The organism is [Clostridium] aminophilum (assembly GCF_900101295.1).
Classification (GTDB): domain Bacteria; phylum Bacillota; class Clostridia; order Lachnospirales; family Lachnospiraceae; genus Clostridium_R; species Clostridium_R aminophilum_A.
The window spans coordinates 72,403-91,026 of sequence record NZ_FOIL01000002.1; the positions used below are offsets into that span (position 1 = coordinate 72,403).

An 18,624-nucleotide genomic window follows, 5' to 3' on the forward strand; every position below is an offset into this window, starting at 1 on the left:
TTTTCTCCCCCGCGTCTCTTTGCGCAAATCTCTTTTCGCATTCTTTTGCATTTCGGCTTTATGATTCCGTCTCCTTCTCGTACCCGAGGTGCGAAAATGCCGCACCGGTCGCCACACGCCCCCGGGGTGTGCGGTTTACAAGGCCGTTCATCAGAAGATACGGCTCATAGACATCCTCCAGCGTGCCGGCGTCTTCTCCGAGCGCTGCCGCAAGGGTCTCCAGGCCCACCGGACCGCCCTCGAATTTTCCGATGATCATGTCCAGATATGCCCGATCGTTGTGATCAAGCCCCATTTTATCCACATTCAGAATATCCAGCGCAAAATCCGCCACTTCCCGTGTGATCTCACCGTTATACTTCACCTGGGCAAAATCGCGGACGCGCTTCAAAAGCCGGTTCGCCAGACGCGGCGTTCCTCTGGAGCGGCGCGCGATCTCATATGCGCCGGTCTCATCGATGGAAACCTGCATCACCTTTGCGGACCGCGTCACAATCTCCGCCAGTTCCGCCGGCGTGTAAAAGTCCATCTTCTCGACGATGCCGAAGCGGTCGCGCAGAGGCGCCGACAGCAGTCCGTAGCGCGTGGTGGCGCCGACCAGCGTAAAATGCGGCAGATCCAGACGGATGGACCGGGCGTTGGCGTCTTTTCCCAGCATAATGTCGATCGCGTAATCTTCCATCGCCGGATAAAGCACTTCCTCCACCTGACGGTTCAGACGATGAATCTCATCGATAAACAGAACATCGCCTTCCTGAAGACCGTTCAGAACCGCCGCGATCTCCCCCGGCTTCTCGATCGCCGGACCGCTTGTCACTTTCATGTGAACACCGAGTTCATTGGCCACGATTCCGGCCAGTGTCGTCTTGCCGAGTCCCGGCGGACCGTACAGCAGCACATGATCCAGCGATTCGCCGCGGACTTTCGCCGCCTCAATATAAATTTTCAGATGTTCGGTCAGTTTCTTCTGACCGGTGTATTCACTCAGCCGCTGCGGCCGGAGATTCGCCTCGATCCGGCGGTCTTCCTCGGACACTTCCGTGCTGATAATCCGTTTTGCCATAACCTAATGCCTCATCCTCACCGCTTACAGGAACGCCAGATATTTCAGAGATGCTTTGAGCACATCCTCGGTGGACATCTCCTCGGTGATCTCCACCTTCTTCACTGCCTTCGCCGCCTCAAATGCGGAATAACCGAGAGCAGTCAGCGCCTCCACCGCTTCTTTCGCGGTTCCGGTCACATCCGGCACCGTCTGTGCCGCCGCGGCAGTTTCACTGCCCGACGGCTGCATCAGCACGTCGTCGGCAGAGATCCGGTCCTTCAGTTCCAGAACCAGTCTCTGTGCGGTTCTCGCACCGATTCCCGGTGCTTTGGCGATCCGCTTCACGTCACCGGTAAAGAGAGCCATCCGAAGATCCGAAAGCGTCAGCGCGGAGAGAATCCCCATCGCGCCCTTCGGTCCGATCTTATTGACACCGATCAGCATGCGGAACATTGCCAGTTCCTCCCTGCTGAGAAAGCCGTACAGCGACATGTCATCTTCCTTTACGGCCATATGCGTATATATCTTTACTTCCTCACCCACCGGCGGAAGCGCCTCCAGAACCGACATGGGCACGTGGATTCCGTACCCCACCTGTCCGGCCTCGACGACGATGCTGTCCGCTTCCTTATCTGTAAGGATTCCTCTGACGTATGCTATCAAAGTTCTTCTCCATTCCACCCGTACATCGCAGTTTCTTCTCTGTACAAAGTTATACTTCATTATCATATCATGCCAACATGGCCAATGCAACCGCGCCGCGTCTTTGAAACTCTCCGCTCTTTTTGTTATACTGATAGCGGTTTTATGTAACAAACCCGGTTCGCCGGACATCCGTCACACCGGAAACAATCCGCCCCATCGATTCAAAACATCAGCGAGGTAACAGCATCATGAAAGTCATACAGGAAGCCTTCGATTTCAATCCGGAAAAAATGTATCCGCTTTCCGAAATCGCGGACCGCAGGGATCTTCTGTTTTTCGACATTGAAACAACCGGCTTTTCCGCCAAAACCGCCGAAATCTATCTGATCGGCTGCGTCTGGTATGACCGGACAAAGGACGGTGCGGAGGGAGACCACGGCACTTCCGGCAGCGGTTGGCAGCTCATCCAGTGGTTTGCCGAGACACCCGGCGCCGAAAAAGAAGTCATCACCGCCTTCTTCGGTTTTCTTTCCCGTTTCCGCGTCCTGATTCACTTTAACGGCGATATGTTTGATATCCCGTTCATCACCGGCCGCTGCGCGCAGCTCGGAATCTCTCCGGAATTCGACGCATTGGAGAGTTTTGACATCTTCCGGAAAATCCGGCCGCTCCGCTCCTTCTTCGGTCTGGATTCCCTGAAGCAGAAAAGCGTCGAACAATTTCTCGGCATCCGACGCGCCGATGAATACACCGGCGGTCAGCTGATAGAGGTCTACCGGGAATACGTCACCCATCCGACACCGGCCCGGCTTCACCTTCTTCTGCTGCACAATGCGGACGATCTGCGCGGAATGCCGGAGATCCTTCCGATCCTTTTCTACCCGGATCTCCTCGCCAAGGCGGAATTCCGTTTTCTCGGGATCACCATCCCGGATCGTTCCGCAGCATATTCGGATTCCTCGAAGGACGTTCCCGCAAATGCCGGCCGGACAGATGCGGATATTTTTATTTTAAAAAATGCAAATGCAGTTCAGGGAGATGCGTTTCATTTACATACAGATTTCGCGGAACTCCGCTTTCAAAGCTCGGTGTCCGTCCCGCGCCCCGTGGACTGGAAGGAAAACTTCTTTCCCATCCACTTTGAGCAAAATGAGATCACCGTCCGTCTTCCGCTCGTTTCCGGAGAGCTGAAACATTTCTATTCGGATTACCGGAACTACTATTATCTCCCGGCGGAAGACTGCGCCTACCATAAAAGTGTTGCGGAGTTCGTCGAAAAATCCGCCCGCAAAAAAGCCACCGCAAAGACCTGCTACACCCGTACCGAAGGAGTATTTCTCCCGGTACCGTCCGGCATCTTTCCGGTGACTTTCCGTGAAGATTATAAATCGACGCCCGAATTCTGCGAGGCGAAGGAAGATCTCTTCCGAAGCACGGATCTGTCCGGCTTCCTTCCCGCCCTCTTTGCCGGCATCCGCCAAAAACTTCGGGCCTGAGCAAGCCGCATCTCCGCTTTTTGTTTTTTCTCCCGGCGAAGGAGTGCCCTCGCGAAAGCAAAGGTTTCTTCTTCTCCGCGCTCGCTCAGCATCCGCAAAAGAACCCGGAGCTGATGTTTGGTGACCGGGTGCATCGCCTTGGAGCGGATCTCCCGGGACGCCTCAAAATACTGCAGAGGCGCCGCGTCGGTATATTCGGATCCCTTGTACACTTTGGAGGCGGCGATCCGGTCGCACATCATTTCCAACAGATAACGCAGCGGCATCCTGTTGCCCATCAGTTCCGTGCACTTGATGCCGTCCCGATCCGGTCCGTAATCGATCCAGTATTCATAGTGATGGCGGTTTCTCCCTTTGTGGTGAAGCCATGCCACCGAGTATCCGCGAACTTCTTTCTCCGCTGCATTCGGGCTCCGGTTCCCCTGATAATAGAATACTCCGGTCAAAAACTCTTCCGGCGTGTATTTCGAAAGGTCGTGAAGAAGTCCCTGCCAATACAGGCCGATCCGAAAACAGTTTTTCATCACTTCGGCCTTATGCCGCGTGATGGTTTTAAAATGTCCTGTTCCATTGCGGAACAGCTCACCGATCGTCATATGTCTCTCCTGTCCGTCTGTTCACGAAACTGGCATGTCTTCATCCATTTGCATAAACTGACATGTTTTATTTCAATTACCATGAATTCCAACACGATTTTACCGCATTTTTGCTTTTCAATGCTATTGTTTGTATTTTTTTTCCGATAAAAACACAGACAATTGTGTTCTTATCAAGAAAACTTGTGCTGTGTATTTTTAAACAATCAAAATATGCGCCTTCATTTCGCTTCGTAAAAAATTCACAAGGCCTTTTTCTGTATTTCACTATATTTTGTGAAAATTCATTAATAAGGAATTGACACACCTTTCGAATTATGTTATTCTTCAGTTAGCCGTTATGAGGGCGGCGACAATACTTATTTTTTATTTTTTTTGGAGGTACAGTATGCATAAGGGTACAGTTAAGTGGTTCAACAATCAGAAGGGCTACGGCTTCATCAACGACGAAGAGGGCAATGATGTATTCGTACATTACACCGGTCTCACCATGGAAGGCTTCAAGTCTCTGGACGAAGGCGCCAAGGTAGAGTTTGACGTTGTCAACGGAGCAAAGGGTCCGCAGGCTACCAACGTTACCGTAATGGCCTAATCATCTCAATCCGATGTACCCGTTTCACAATTATGCATTGTCATATATTGGTTGAACCGTTATATTGAATTACAAGTGATGACAGAGAGCTGCTCTTTCGAGAGCAGCTCTTTTGATTTACGCGGGCAATGGGACAAAGCCTGTGCCCGCACGAGGCCTTGGCGACGGAGACTCATATTCTCAGGCTTAGTGCGCTCCCCGGAAATCGTCAATCATTCCGTCGATCTTGCGGACATACATTTCCCTGATCTCTTCCGGATGAAAAACATATTTCTTATCGCAGAACTGGCAGCCGACTTCCACATCTTTTCCATCGTCCACCATCTCCTTCAGATCATGGGCCGAGATACTCTGAAGCGCACGGCTCACCTTATCATGCGAGCAGGTGCAGCGGTATTCCAGCGGAATCTTCTCCAGAATGCGCAGATCCAGTCCTTCCAGAACTCTCTCCAGAACCTGTTCCGGTGTCATTCCGTCTTCCAGCATCTGAGTCATGCTCGGAAGCCCCGTAAGATTCTGCTCCAGACGGTCAATGACGTCATCCGGGCAGTCCGGCATGAGCTGAATGATAAAGCCGCCGGCCTGACGGATGGTGAGATCCGTGTCCACCAGAACGCCGAGGGCCACGGAGGAAGGAACCTGCTCCGATACGGCAAAATATTTCGTGATATCCTCTGCGATCTCGCCGGAAACCAGCGTCACCTGACCGACATACGGATCGCCGAGACCGATATCACGGATCACGCTCAGGGTGCCGTTTCCCACCGCCGTTCCCACATCCAGCTTCGCCGGACCCTTTAACGGAAGTTCCACATTCGGATTCGTCACATATCCGCGGGCCGTCCCGTGGGAATCCGCCGTCACGATCAGATGCTGCACCGGTCCGTCTCCGTCGATTTTCAGGGTGATCTCATCCCGGTCGCCCTTCATCATGGTTCCCATCATCACGCCGGCCGTGAGAAGTCTTCCCAGTGCCGCCGATACCACCGGTGCGGTATTGTGCACTTTTCTGCAGTACTCCGTCATTTCCTTTGTCGTTGCGCTGAAGGCGCGGATCATATCTCCCGCTGCCGTTCCGCGCACCATGTAGTCTTTCATTTCTTCCATCGTGTCTTCTCCCTTACTCCGCTGTTTTTCCGTGTTCCCGCACAATTACATAGATCCGCTCGCTGTCCGGTCTCGGAGCATCCTCCGTAAATGCGTCATACATGGCCAACAGTTCCATGCCGGCGTCTTCCGCCGCCTTCCGGATCTCCTCCGGAAGCCAGGCACGCTGGATGTGCGTCTCCGTGTATTTGCGGTAGAGATCCCCTTCCGTCCGGATAAAGAGCGCCAGATCATATTCATTGATCCGCTCCTCCTCATCATAGGAATTGTCCCAGATAAAGCTGGAGTCCTCGCGGTCTTCCGCAATCGTGGAATCCCCGACCTGACGGTACTTCCAGTCCGTATTCAGATCAAAGATAAAGATGCCCTTCGGATCCAGGTAGTTGTTTGCCAGCCGGAGCACCTGCGTGAGGTCCTCCATCGTCAGAATGTAGCTCATACAGTCGCACAGGCTGACGATGGCGCGGACCGTCCCGTACAGCTCGAACTCTCTCATATCCTGATTCAGATAGAGAATATCGTGTCCGGATTCGTCCCGCTTGGCCAGCGCCTGTTCCAGCATCTCCGCCGAAGAATCCACGCCGATCATATCGTAACCGGCATCAGCCAGACGCTCCGTAAGACTTCCCGTTCCGCAGCCAAGTTCCAGGAGAAGTCCGTCCTCCACTCCGTATTTCCGGAGGAGACGAATCAGATACCGGCACCAGTCATCATAGGGCACATTGTCCATAAATTCATCATACACCTCGGCAAATTCGGTGTAAGCATTGATATCCCGCAGATCCATATTACTCCATTTCTCAACACATTGACCGCTGCTCTCGCCATCATGAACCGGAACCTCTGTCTCTGCCGCTCCGCTTCCGCCCGATTTGACGGTGCGGGGCAGCCGCGCCCTCCGGCGCACATGGTCTTCGGCTCATTTCTTTCATAAACGATATGCCGGCGAAGGCATTCACACACCCACGCCGGCAAATGATGTTCTGTTCTGATTTAATTCGTGTTCCCTTTGTCTCAGGCGTTCTTGCCGTGGCACTTCTTGTACTTCTTGCCGCTTCCGCACGGGCATGCATCGTTCGGGTAGATCTTACGGCCCTCACGGCGAATCGTGCCGGATGCCTTCTGTGCGCGGTAGAGCTCGGTTCTCTTCTCCTGAGTCAGGATGGAATCCCACTGCGGGAGTTCATAGAGCCATGTTGCCTTCGCCTCTACCATATTATAATAGAGCTTCTCCGGGTCGATCAGGATGCGAACCTCGGTGTCCTCTTCCATGGTCTCGATCGGGTTCTTGTAATCCTTCAGAGACTCGCTGATTCCGTCCAGAAAACCGGTCATGGTCTGAACATCGGTTCCGTACTTCTCAGCCAGTTCTTTTACGGTTCCCTTTACCTCGGTCTCCGGTGCGGAAAGGATCTGCTCGTAGATTCCCTTCTCCACCTCAAAGTAACGGTTCCAAAGTTCCGTCTGCTGTTTCTGGTCCAGAGCATCGCCGTATGCAAGATTTCTCCAATTCTCAAGTAAGCTCATGTTCATTTCCCTTCTATGCGTGAATTTATCGTTCGGTGTCGGCACCCGTCCGGCTTCCTTTGCGCGCAGCGGGTCAAAACCCGTGCCGTCCTGAAGTCCCTGCGGCTGCCGCGAAACGTATTTCGCCTCATACCGCTATCCGAGATAGTATAGTACAAATCCGGCATTTTCGCAACCATCCAGATAATCCGGCCGCACGGCATGCTTCCGCCAAAGGCCTCCGGCGCCTTTCGGGTGCAACCTGATCCGTATCACGATCAGCTTGCATATAGTATGCTTCCGCCAAAGATCTCCGGCGCCTTTCGGATTCCCATCCGGCTTCCCGGCCTACTGCGGGTCGGGCAGCTGCAGGTCTTGTCATTCATCGTTTCCGGACATCCACGTCCTTATAGAAAAACTTCAGAATCTCCCCGCATGTTTTTCCCTGCTCCGCCATGGCTCCGGCTGCATTCTGGCTCATGCCGATGCCGTGGCCCATGCCGCCGCCCCAGACAGTAAACACACGGTCGCCGTCCGCCGTCCTGCTCGTCTCATCGATGTGAATAAATGCGCTCGGCAGAATGTCGATTCCGGAAATTTTTCCTCCTCCGTTGGGATAATAGGTCCGCGCGGCGTCGCCCAATATCCGGCGAATGCTCATCATTCCGCGGATGACTTTTTCACCCTTGCTTCCCACAACCCGAATCTTCAGCGCGGATCCGCCCGCAGCTCTCTTCTCCACAAAGAAGCCATAGATGGTACCGATGCCCGTGATCCGTTTTTTCGCCCACTGGCCGGTAAACTCTGCGGTCCAACGGTACATCGGATAGGAGGAATCATAACTTCCACCGTCTTTTTTCATGATAAACGGCGTAAAATTCTCATCCTTCGACATATCCTTTCCCGGATCCCCGCTGCCGACATAGCGGCCGGCAATGCAGTCCGGATTCTCATCTTCCGTCCCCCACGCATTCAGGTCGGTGGTGTAACCGCAGGATGTCGAGAAGTAATAGACCTGTGCCGGCTCGTCTCCGTCATACAGCATGATGCCGGCAGTTTCTTCCACCGCCCGGTTGGACATCCCGGTCTCGCCGATATTGTTATAGACCTGACAGTTGGTACTGTCATCCACATGCGCTCCGTAACGGCTGTAGACATTGTTCAGAATCTGCCGGCAGGCAAATGACCTCGCCGTCACCGCCTGCGCCTTCAGTGCCTCCAGCGGGAAGGATTCCGGCATCTCGCTCGGAACCACCCGTTTCAGGTAATCCTCCAGTTTCAGTTCATTGATGATCAGAAGACCCTCCGATGTGCTCCGCAGTTCGACGGTTCCGCGGCAGGTCGGTTTTCCCTGCAGTCGGTTGATCGATGTCAGCTCGATCTCTTTTCCCTCCGTCGACGGCCGGACGGTGATGCGTCCGCGGCGGAGGAGTTCATCCCCCAGACGAACGGTAAACCGCTCTCCCGCCGGAACGGACTTTGAGATCCCCTCGCCGGTAACGGTAAGACCGCCCTCGCTCCTGAGAACCGCCATATCATGGAAAATAGTCGAGAAATCATCGGTCATAATCAGCACGCGAATGCTGTCGCCGATCAGATCCCTGGCGATCAGCGCCGCGCAGGCCTCGCCATTTTCGACGATCACCGGGCCGAGATCATATCCGATCAGCATATCACCGGTCTTTTCTTCCCTCATTTCTCCGTAGGTCTTATAGACATGAAAATTCTCGGCCATCGGGATGGTACCGACCCCCTCGATCTCGATTTCCTCGTCACTGACCGAGAGAATTCTTCCCTCCACCGTCTCTTTCTTCGGAACCGCATCCTTCGGCTTCCCCTTCTCCAGCGAAATGTCCGCCAGCACACCGTTTTGTCCGTTCAGATCCTCCGCTTCGATTCCCGGAAGCTTTTTGAATGTCCGGACAATGCCGCCGACAAACACTTTCCAGTTATTGTCCTCCCGGGTTACCCATGCATTGGAATAGACGATGCGGTCCGACAGGATCTCTCCGCCGCCGATCACCGCGTTCCCGCGCACAAGTGCGGAGACATCCCGGTCGACCCATCCGGAAACCTCTTCCCCTTCACAGCGCAGAATGCCGAGGCTCGTGGCGATCTGCCACTGCCCGAGGCCCGCATCTTCTTTACACGTGCCAAACACGGTAAATGCGGTCTTTTTGACATTTCTCTCCGGGTCTGCAGCCAAGAGGAACTTCTCGTAAAAGTTCTCCCACGCTTCCGTGGAGAGCGTTTCCTCCGTTTCCTTTCCGTACACACGGTATTCTTCCGCCAGTCCCGCCGAGACCTTTTCGGCCGCCATCATGGCATCCCCTCTGGTAAAAGCACCGTCCGCCCATGCATGGACATCCTCTCCCGCTTCCAGATAACCGCTGCCGGCAAGAAAGGTCAGATATCCATCATACCATTCCGCATTCTGCGCAGCGGGTTCTTCCGCATCTCCCCCGTTTTCCGCCGTTTTATCCCGAAACAGGCTTCCGTACTCCTCCGGATACGTATCGATCCACTCCTGATCCTTCAGTGCGAGTGCAAGCTTCCTGCCCGCTTCCTTACGGGAAATGGTTCCGTGAGACTCCTTCTTCCGATATAAAGACAGGGAGGCCAAAACAGCGAACGCAAGAAGCACGAGGCCGGCAAAAAACAGGATTTGTTTTCTGCCTGCCGCATGAGTTCTCACATTTCTGTCCGGTCTCCCTGTTCCTCTCATATCTTATCCTTGCATGCCGTTTTTCTCTTCCGGCCGGCTTCTCCCTTTCTTTGCTGTATGCTCAGATACCGCAGGACCATTCGATGTTTTGCGTCACCGTATTAATCGTTTTTCTTCGAGATCGTTTCTCCTGTCTCTTCGTCAATCCGGTTCAGATGAATGTATTGATCGGTTTCAACCGGAAGGCCTTTGTTCTTCAGCCAGTGGTGAACCACCCGCTTGATCAGGTTGGCAATCACCGCAAACAGCGGCACGCCGATGATCATGCCCACAAATCCGAAGAAACCGCCGAAGAAGATAATGGCAAACATAACCCAGAAACTCGGGAGTCCCGTGGAATCGCCGAGAATCTTCGGTCCCAGAATATTGCCGTCAAACTGCTGAAGCAGCAGGATCAGGCCGAGGAACCAGAGGCATTTGATCGGGCTTACGAGAAGTACCAGAATGGCGGTGGGAATCGCACCGATGAAGGGGCCGAAGAACGGGATGACATTCGTCACACCGATAATCGCCGAAAGAAGCATCGGATACGGCATCGAAAAAATGGTCATCAGAAGGAAGCACAGGATACCGATGATCACGGAATCCAGTATTTTCCCGACGATGAATCCGCCGAACACGCGGTCGACATAGTGAAATTCTTCGACGATGGCATTGGCGGTTTTTGTGCTGAAAATGCTGTAGATCACTTTTTTGGCCTGAGCACTCAGGGTCTCCTTCAGATTCAGAAGATAGACCATGACGATCAGTCCGATCAGCCAGTTCTTGATCTCCACGAGAATTCCGAGAATTCCGGTCGAGAACTGACTGATGAGATCGGTAATCTTGCTCATATCCAGACCGCGGAGATAATCCTCGCCCCAGAGCCGGAAACGTTCATAGGCATTCGAGAGCTGCGTCATGACCGACTGTTCCAGATCCGGATTGTTCATCAGCTTCTGTTCGATCGCATCGTTGATATTGTACCAGTACTGCGGAAGCGACTCATAGATCTTCCGGATGCTCTCAATCAGCTGCGGAAGGATGAGTGCAACCACGCTGCCGACAATCGCAATGACCAAGACCAGCGAAACGATGGTCGCAATCATTTTGGAAATGGTCCGGACCGCACGTCCTCCCGCCTTCTTTGTCCGGCTGCCGAACAGACGGCACACGCCTTCCTGCACCCGGTTATATGCCGGAGATACCAGATACGCCAGCACAGCGCCGTAAATAAACGGTGACGTGACTGCGACAAGCTTGGACAGGAAGGCCGCAACGCCCTCCCAGTGCTGAAATCCAAAACCGATCAGAATACAGGTCGCAATGACAGCTACCAGAGTGATTCCAAGATAAAGGTAATCCCGGAAAGTCTTTTTCTCCATACCGTGTTTCCTCTTCAAGTCAAACCAATGATTGTAACGTTGTGTTCTTGCGGCCGGCATCGGGCCGAAACACGCTTCGCGCGTTCCGCAGGCTCCCATCATTCCGCGTCAGCCACCGTGTCCGTATGCAGACACGGGATATGGCGGATCATCCGCAAAATCATCTTCCTGCAGGCATGAGCGCCGCTTGCCGGTCTTTTCTACAAGAAATAAGCAGCGTCTGCGCGCTGCTTATTTTTTTGAGCCCAAGATGCCGGTTCTTACCATATTGACTCCTAGCTCGCGCCAGGTGGGCAACCTCACTTATGCTTCTGTCTACCAGCGAAACGGGAGGCATGACATCGGCATAAAAATATTGGAATCCCAATCGTCAAATGTAGGATCAAAACTGGTAAGAATTATCGAACACCCCAGGAATTCTGTCTCACTTTTTATGGTTCTTATCTTTATTTGTATTCACAGTATACTACAAATTTCTACCGATGTAAAGTAATTCATTCAATTTCAGGAATTCTCACAAAGCATTACAGATACGTCACACCGGATGCGTCGGCGCGGGCGAAGACCATCTTCTCCGGTTTTTCGCAGGTGCCGAGGATCGGGCAGGAAGCGGCAAACTGTTTTTCCGCCTCGTCAAAAAGAGACTCGTCCCGGGCATACATCACCGCCGTCACATCCCCTTTCCGGACCGGATCGCCCTGCTTTTTCCGGAGAATGATTCCGGCGGACGGATCAATCACATCATCGCTGGTCTTGCGGCCCGCATGAAGCATCATGGATGCGATTCCGACGCCCTCCGTATCCATTTTCCCGATGTATCCGTCCTTCTCCGCGCGGATCGACCGGGACGGTGCATCCAATGGTTTTCTTCCCTCAATGACCTCGTCCAGCCATGCGCCGTCGCCGCCCTGGGCGATGACCATTGTCCGGAACACGTTCAGCGCGCGGCCGCTCTCAAGTGCTTCTTCCGCCATCTGCCGGCACTCGGACTGAGATCCTTTTCCCGCGGTGCAGAGCATCTGGGCCGCCAGAAGAATGCTCAGTTCCTTCAGATCCTCCGGTCCGTTTCCCTTCAGAACATCGATGGATTCCCTCACCTCGATCTCGTTGCCGATACCGTACCCGATGGGGCTGTCCATGTTCGTGATCAGTGCGGTCACGGCCCGGCCCGCTTCCGTGCCGATCTTCACCATCTGTTCCGCCAGCCGGACCGCATTGTCCAGCGTCTTCATGAACGCACCGCCGCCGGTCTTGACATCCAGCACGATGCCGTCCGATCCCCCGGCCAGCTTCTTGCTCATGATGGAGGATGCGATCAGCGGAATGCTGTCCACCGTCGCGGTCACATCGCGGAGGGCGTAGATCTTTTTATCGGCCGGAACGAGGTTTCCGCTCTGCCCGATCACCGCGATGCCGTTTTCGCTTACAAGCCGGAAAAACTCCTCCCGGGGGATTGACGTCCGGAATCCCGGAATCGCTTCCAGCTTGTCGATGGTTCCTCCGGTGAATCCCAGTCCTCTTCCGCTCATTTTTGCCACCCTGACACCGCAGGCAGCGGCGATGGGGCCCACGATCAGCGTTGTCTTGTCTCCGACCCCACCCGTCGAATGCTTGTCCACCTTGAATCCGTCGATGCCGGACAGATCCGCCGTCTCTCCGGAATGCTCCATCGCAATGGTCATGGTGGTGATCTCGCGGTCGTCCATCCCGTTGAACCAGATGGCCATCAGCATCGCCGACATCTGATAATCCGGAATTTCGCCGCTCACAAAGCCCGCGATCAGATAACGGATCTCCTCGTCCGAAAGCGCGCTGCCGCGTTTTTTCTTTTCAATCAGGTCATAAATTCTCATCCTGGCTCTCCTTCCAAAAACTCCGGTCCGAAACTCTCCGGCAGAAGATCCGCAAGCCGAAATTCCTTCCGGTCATCCGCCGTCTTCACCAGCATCACGGTCATCTTCTCCGGATTGCAGAATTCCCGCAGCACCTGACGGCAAATGCCGCAGGGAGCGCAGTAATCCGTCACCTTTCCGTCTTTTCCGCCGCAGATTGCGATCGCCGTAAAGGACACCGCCCCTTCGGAAACCGCCTTGGAGACCGCTGTTCTCTCCGCGCAGATACCGGCGGGATAGGATGCATTTTCCACATTGACCCCGGTGAACACTCTCCCGTCTTCCGCCAAAAGCGCCGCCGCAACCCGGAATTTCGAGTACGGGGCGTACGCAAATCCCAGTGCCCCCAGCGCTTTCTGCGCCAACATCTTCTTCTCGTCCATGATCCTCCCTCCTCCGGCCGCCGAACGACGCCGCTGGTCACCGTTCACATTCCATCGATCGGTTCTGCATCCCTGAATCATTGTTTCGCAGAACTTTCGTCGAAGCCACAGAAGGCCGTGCCCCGAAACCGGAGCGCGGCCTTCTGGATTATGTTTGACTGCCGGGCAGTTCCGCCCGTTTACGGATTATGCAAAAGACCGTTTTTCTGCGGTCTGTCAGGCCTTCGGACCTGCATTCTTTACGTTCTCCGGCATATCCGGGTACTTTTCTTCAAAGTTCTTCTGGAACATCTTAGCCAGCTTCTTTGCCTGCTCATCGTAAGCTGCCTTGTCTGCCCAGAGATTTCTCGGATTCATGATCTCCGCCGGTACATCTGCACCCGGAACCGAAGTCGGAACTTCCAGATTGAAGATGTCATTGTGCTCGAAGGCAACGCCTTCCTTTGCATACGCATCGTTCAGCGCAGCGGTGATCATCGCACGGGTGTAGGAAAGCTTCATTCTCTTGTTCTTTTCGCCGGTCTTCGGATCAACCGCCGGGCCGGATACCCATCCGGTGTTGACAAGATATACCTTTGTGTTGTACTTCTCGATTCTCTCGCCAAGCATATCCGCATAAACCTGCGCCTTCAGCGGCATAAACGGCTCGCCGAAAAGTGTGGAGAAGGTCGGAACCGGCTCCGTTACGCCGATCTCTGTTCCGGCAACCTTGGAAGTGAATCCGGTTACGAACTGATACATTGCCGCTTCCTTGGACAGCTGGCTGATCGGCGGAAGTACGCCGAAGGAATCGCAGGTCAGGAAAATGACAACTTTCGGGATGCCGCCGACACCCGGAACCGCCGCGTTCGGAATAAACTCAACCGGATATCCGACACGGGAGTTGACCGCCAGTGTGCTGTCGCTGTAATCCGGGGTTCTCTTCTCCGGATCGATCACAACATTCTCTACCAGTGCGCCGAAGCGGATTGCGTGGTAGATCTCCGGCTGCTCCTCTTCTACCAGGTCGATGCACTTTGCGTAGCATCCGCCCTCGATATTGAATACGCCGTGATCACTCCAGCCGTGCTCATCATCACCGATCAGCATACGCTTCGGGTCTGCGGAAAGTGTGGTTTTTCCGGTACCGGACAGACCGAAGAATACTGCGGTTTCCTTTGTCTCCGGATCCATATTGCAGGAGCAGTGCATCGGGAGCACATCCTGCTGCGGAAGGATGAAGTTCATGGTAGAGAATACGGATTTCTTGATCTCACCGGCATACTGGCTGCCGCAGATGATAATCATATGCGCTTCATAGTCGATCATGATCGCAGCCTCAGAGCGCGTTCCGTCGATTTCCGGATCGCACTTGAATCCCGGAGCAGCAATCAGAGTGTAATCCGGATCGCCGAATGCGGCCAGTTCTTCATCGGTCGGCCGGATCAGCAGATCGCGGATGAAAAGATTCTGGGATGCCAGCTCGTTGATGATGCGGAATTTCTGCGTGCAGGCCGGATCAGCGCCCGCCATTCCGTCAAAGATAAAGATCTCACGGCCCTGCAGGTACGCACAGATCTTTGCCTTGATTGCATTGAACTTCTCGCGGGAAACCGGAACATTGACCTTTCCCCATGCGATCTTGTCATGCACTGCCGGCGTATCAACGATGAACTTGTCCTGTGCGGAACGTCCGGTGTACTTGCCGGTCTTTACAACCAGTGCGCCGGTGTCCATCAGCTCGCCCTCGCCTCGCTGAAGTGCTTTCTCGGTCAGAACAGCCGGTGTGAGATTGCGATAAACAGCTTTCGCATTGAGAATGCCAAGCTTTTCCAATCCGTATGTCTCCATAAACAAACCTCCTACGTAAACAATCATTCGGCCTTTTCTAACAAAAGGCACGTTAATTATTGCATAAATATCGTCAAAGCGCAACACTTTGCAGACATTTCCATCGGCTGCATCTCTCCGTTTTCACTACATTTTTGCCGTTTTTGCTCCTCGATAAATACAAAACATAGGATGTATTTTTTTCAACATAACCTTGCATTATATAGAACATGTGGGTATAATACAGAAAAATACAAATATGGACATATTATAACTGTCAGACGATTTCGTTTTTTCGGCATTGACGCCGTCAACGAGGACTCCGTTCAGAACCGTCCTGTGTTATTTTGAAAGAAAGGGAATATTTATGGAACAGCATCTGTCTCAGTACCGTGTATTCTACGCTGTCGCGCGCACCGGCAACATTTCTCATGCTGCCAAAGAACTTTATATCAGCCAGCCGGCGATCAGCAAATCGATCAGTAAGCTCGAAGAAAATCTCGGCGTCACGCTGTTTAAGCGTTCCTCCCGCGGTGTCACGCTTACGGTGGAAGGTCAGGTTCTCTATAACCACGTCAGCAGTGCCTTTGCCACACTGGATCGGGGCGAGAGCGAACTGAAAAGAATCAAAAATTTTAACATCGGGCAGATCCGTTTCGGCGTCAGCAACACGCTGTGCAAATATGTTCTCCTTCCATATCTGAAGGACTTCATCGAAGAATCTCCGCATATCCGCATTCTGGTCAACAGCCAGGACACGGCCCACAGCCTGTCGGCGATTGAAAACCAGCAGATCGATATCGGTCTGATCGCGGAGCCGAAAAACCGGAAAAACCTGTATTTCTATCCGCTCATGAATATCACGGACACGTTTGTATGTACCAGGGCGTACCTCGACAATCTGAAGATCCGCGAGGGCGAGAACTGCAATATCTTTGAGTGCGGCACCATCCTGATGCTCGACCGGAAAAACATGACCCGTATGTACATCGACTCCTATTTTGCGGAGCACGGCATCGAGCCGCGTCAGGTTCTCGAGACCAACACTCTGGATCTTCTGATCTCCTTCGCAAAAACCGGCCTCGGCATCGGCTGTGCCGTGCGCGAATTTGTGAAAGATGAACTGGCAGACGGCACCCTCATCGAGATTCCGGTTCAGGACGCCATCCCGTCCCGCACCATCGGCTTTGCGTGGAATCCGGCCGGTGAGACAAAGACCATGCAGCAGTTCCTCTCTTTCATCCGGAGCACCAACGCTCCGACCATGTAACACCGGATCGAAGAATCCTCCCGCGCGGCAGCATCCGGGGCTCATCATAACCGTGGCCCCGGACTGCTGCCCGTTTGTTTCCTTCCGATGTCAGATCTCCATCTCCTGTCCGTCCAGAACCGCTTTCATCAGACGGTCCTCCGCATCATAGACCAGCTTCAGGGAAAAGAAAGGCCGCTCCCCGGCCAGAAGCCGGAGAAAAATCCGGTCTCCCTCCCACAGATTCAGCTCCGGCACCTCGGATTTTCTGATCCACTTCAGAACGCCTTCCGTGCATTCCTGCATTTCCCCCTCAAACCCGTCTGCCGTGTAAAGCGACATATACTCCGTCTCGCCGCGGGCAGTGACAAAAGTAATGATGCCCCGATAACGCCAGGATGTCAGCGTATAACCGGTCTCTTCCCGGACTTCCCGCAGAAGACAGTCTTCCGGACTCTCATCCTTCTCGAATTTTCCGCCGACTCCGATCCACTTTCCCTCATTGATATCGTTTTTCTTCTTGATCCGGTGGAGCATCAGATAAGAATCATCCCTCTCCAGATAACATAATGTTGTCAGATACAAATCATTTCCTCCTGCGGATTTACCCGTTTACTGCTGTGACCGCATCCATACCAGAATCGCCGCCTGTGCCAGCATCATCACCGGGATGGAAACCGTAAACCTGGGTTTCCGGGTCTTGTGATGAAAAAAATGCATTCCTGCCCAGGCTCCGACACTTCCTCCGATCAATGCGACGGTGAGAAGCGAGGATTCCGGAATCCTCCATTCATTCCGCTTCGCCCGCATTTTGTCCATTCCGAACATCAAAAAGGCGATGATATTCACCGCTACTGCGTATACCATCGCCGTATTTGTCATGAATTCTTCCATGAAACCTCTCAGTTCTTTTCTCCCGCCGTCAGAATCTGCTCCAGCTCATCCGGCGCAACGATACGATACTGTACATCAGCCCTGCTTCCCGCCAGCTCGTGGAGTTTGACGGAAATCCGTCTGTGGAATGCCGCGCAGTCCTCTCTCTTTACGCCGACCAGAAGCGCCACATACTGTGTGGAGCTGTATCCCGTGAAGACATCCGTCGACCGCAGAACATCGTGGATGGACATCTTCAGGCACTCCGAACGTCTTTCGAGCACATCCGGCATGCTCCGGAAATTGCTCTCGAAATCCACAAGAGAAAGGATCATCAGATGAATGGCGTTTCCTCTCTTGTCAATGTTGCGGTTCAGCACATTGCAGATATCGCGGAAACTGCTGTACTGGCAGAAATATCCGCCGGCGCGGTTCAGGCGAAGCTGCGCCTCCATCTCCTCGTCCCTGCGGGCCGTACTCATCTGGAAGCTTCCCGCCGCTTCCACCTCACGGGTAATTCCCTCACGGAACCGATCGTAGATATCGAGAAGCACCGTCGGCACCGGCTGCTCCAATGTCTCCAGATAATACTGAACGACCCTTGTGTACTCCTCATACGCCTCGCGATACTTTTCCTGCATCGCCAGCGCACTGATCCGTCCGATCTCCCATTTCTCATGCGGATATACGCTGTCCGCATGCTTCATGATGCGGTACATTTCCTCGTAATTGTCATCCTCTTCCGCGAGATCCGCCAAATACTGCGCCGCGCGTTCAAAATAGTGTTTCAGCACCATTCCCGGCTTGATTACCCAGAATTCCGTCTCAAAGTCCGGAAGAAGCGGTCCGCGGTAATACTCCAGCGCCTGTGTGTAAAGCTCTTTCTTCTCCGCTCTGGTGGCTGCCGCATCGGCTTTCCGGCAGATTCCCAGGAAAATCTCGATATCGGTCACCGCATTTTCCGCGCACTCCAGCCGGATCATGCCCCTGTGGTTGTCAATAAACTTCACGCCGTCCATTCCGGAGTTCTGCAGAAGTTTTCTTGACTGGTAGAGAAGATTGTTGAAACTGTTGTTCTGATCCGAAAGCACTTTGTCGCTGAACACTTCATTCAGCAGCTCATTCTTGGAGATTCCGTGCTCTCTGTTCAGAAAAATAATCTCGATCATCTTCACCGCATTCGCAGTCATATTTCTGCCAAGATCAGCAAGCTGTCCGTTCACTTCAATCGAGAAGCTGCCCAGAAGCCGCGCAACGACATTGACCGTTTTACCATTCCATTCTGTCAAAATAAGCCTTCCTTCCACTGTAAGTCATGTCATAATTTCATCTTGTTTTTGAA

16 protein-coding genes, 1 other RNA gene and 1 pseudogene are annotated in these 18,624 nt (G+C 53.5%); 3 read left to right on the forward strand and 15 right to left on the reverse strand.

The window, feature by feature from the left end; all coding sequences use genetic code 11:
• Positions 1-58: 58 nt before the first annotated feature.
• Together ruvB and ruvA are read right to left on the reverse strand one after the other, a co-directional pair.
• Positions 59-1,063 carry a Holliday junction branch migration DNA helicase RuvB gene (gene ruvB / locus BMW41_RS00905; RefSeq protein ID WP_074648030.1) on the reverse strand — a complete coding sequence of 335 codons (1,005 nt, stop codon included), beginning with the start codon at positions 1,061-1,063 and terminating at the stop codon, positions 59-61.
• 24 nt (positions 1,064-1,087) lie between these two features.
• Positions 1,088-1,708, reverse strand: coding sequence for a Holliday junction branch migration protein RuvA (gene ruvA / locus BMW41_RS00910; RefSeq protein ID WP_074648033.1), 621 nt, complete (start codon positions 1,706-1,708; stop codon positions 1,088-1,090).
• Positions 1,709-1,938: 230 nt separating this feature from the next.
• Between ruvA and BMW41_RS00915 the strand changes: the two genes are divergently transcribed.
• A complete protein-coding gene (locus BMW41_RS00915; RefSeq protein WP_074648035.1) occupies positions 1,939-3,186 on the forward strand; it encodes a ribonuclease H-like domain-containing protein in 1,248 nt (415 codons plus the stop codon).
• 32 nt (positions 3,187-3,218) lie between these two features.
• On the opposite strand, the pseudogene BMW41_RS14080 reads toward BMW41_RS00915, so the two are convergent.
• Positions 3,219-3,782, reverse strand: a pseudogene (locus BMW41_RS14080) (DUF5662 family protein); the annotation flags it as partial.
• Positions 3,783-4,170: 388 nt separating this feature from the next.
• Here BMW41_RS14080 and BMW41_RS00925 point away from each other — a divergent pair.
• Positions 4,171-4,374, forward strand: coding sequence for a cold-shock protein (locus BMW41_RS00925; protein WP_031471850.1), 204 nt, complete (start codon positions 4,171-4,173; stop codon positions 4,372-4,374).
• Positions 4,375-4,560: 186 nt separating this feature from the next.
• On the opposite strand, the gene hslO is transcribed toward BMW41_RS00925, so the two are convergent.
• The 9 genes from hslO to pckA all read right to left on the reverse strand — a co-directional run bounded on the left by hslO (position 4,561) and on the right by pckA (position 15,181).
• Complete coding sequence (gene hslO, locus BMW41_RS00930) at positions 4,561-5,472, reverse strand: Hsp33 family molecular chaperone HslO (protein ID WP_074648151.1); 912 nt, start codon at positions 5,470-5,472, stop codon at positions 4,561-4,563.
• A 22-nt stretch (positions 5,473-5,494) separates the two neighbouring features.
• Entirely contained in the window at positions 5,495-6,253 is a 759-nt protein-coding gene (locus BMW41_RS00935) for a class I SAM-dependent DNA methyltransferase (RefSeq protein WP_074648149.1), read from the reverse strand.
• Between the two features lie 242 nt (positions 6,254-6,495).
• A complete protein-coding gene (locus BMW41_RS00940; protein WP_074648038.1) occupies positions 6,496-7,008 on the reverse strand; it encodes an SEC-C metal-binding domain-containing protein in 513 nt (170 codons plus the stop codon).
• A gap of 361 nt (positions 7,009-7,369) precedes the next feature.
• The gene (locus BMW41_RS00945; RefSeq protein ID WP_074648039.1) at positions 7,370-9,712 is read right to left on the reverse strand and encodes a SpoIID/LytB domain-containing protein; all 2,343 of its coding nucleotides are present in this window, start codon (positions 9,710-9,712) and stop codon (positions 7,370-7,372) included.
• Positions 9,713-9,813: 101 nt separating this feature from the next.
• Positions 9,814-11,076, reverse strand: coding sequence for an AI-2E family transporter (locus BMW41_RS00950; protein ID WP_074648041.1), 1,263 nt, complete (start codon positions 11,074-11,076; stop codon positions 9,814-9,816).
• 239 nt (positions 11,077-11,315) lie between these two features.
• Positions 11,316-11,496, reverse strand: a non-coding RNA gene (gene ssrS, locus BMW41_RS00955) — 6S RNA.
• Between the two features lie 104 nt (positions 11,497-11,600).
• Positions 11,601-12,929: a thymidine phosphorylase gene (locus BMW41_RS00960; protein ID WP_074648043.1), complete on the reverse strand. Its 1,329-nt coding sequence runs from the start codon at positions 12,927-12,929 to the stop codon at positions 11,601-11,603.
• On the reverse strand, positions 12,926-13,351 hold the full coding sequence (locus BMW41_RS00965) for a cytidine deaminase (protein WP_074648045.1): 426 nt from the start codon (positions 13,349-13,351) through the stop codon (positions 12,926-12,928). The genes BMW41_RS00960 and BMW41_RS00965 overlap by 4 nt, the downstream gene beginning before the upstream one ends.
• A 216-nt stretch (positions 13,352-13,567) precedes the next feature.
• Positions 13,568-15,181, reverse strand: coding sequence for a phosphoenolpyruvate carboxykinase (ATP) (gene pckA, locus BMW41_RS00970; RefSeq protein ID WP_074648047.1), 1,614 nt, complete (start codon positions 15,179-15,181; stop codon positions 13,568-13,570).
• A gap of 346 nt (positions 15,182-15,527) precedes the next feature.
• On the opposite strand from pckA, the gene BMW41_RS00975 reads away from it, so the two are divergent.
• Positions 15,528-16,430 (forward strand): LysR family transcriptional regulator, encoded by a 903-nt coding sequence (locus tag BMW41_RS00975; RefSeq protein WP_074648049.1) that lies wholly within the window; start codon positions 15,528-15,530, stop codon positions 16,428-16,430.
• Between the two features lie 90 nt (positions 16,431-16,520).
• On the opposite strand, the gene BMW41_RS00980 is transcribed toward BMW41_RS00975, so the two are convergent.
• Genes BMW41_RS00980 through BMW41_RS00990 form a run of 3 tightly spaced genes read right to left on the reverse strand, consistent with a single transcriptional unit; the run spans position 16,521 to position 18,571 of the window.
• Positions 16,521-16,994, reverse strand: coding sequence for an NUDIX hydrolase (locus tag BMW41_RS00980; protein WP_074648051.1), 474 nt, complete (start codon positions 16,992-16,994; stop codon positions 16,521-16,523).
• A 27-nt stretch (positions 16,995-17,021) separates the two neighbouring features.
• Entirely contained in the window at positions 17,022-17,303 is a 282-nt protein-coding gene (locus BMW41_RS00985; protein WP_242870255.1) for a DUF1294 domain-containing protein, read from the reverse strand.
• Positions 17,304-17,311: 8 nt separating this feature from the next.
• Positions 17,312-18,571 carry an AfsR/SARP family transcriptional regulator gene (locus BMW41_RS00990; protein ID WP_074648053.1) on the reverse strand — a complete coding sequence of 420 codons (1,260 nt, stop codon included), beginning with the start codon at positions 18,569-18,571 and terminating at the stop codon, positions 17,312-17,314.
• Positions 18,572-18,624: the final 53 nt, after the last annotated feature.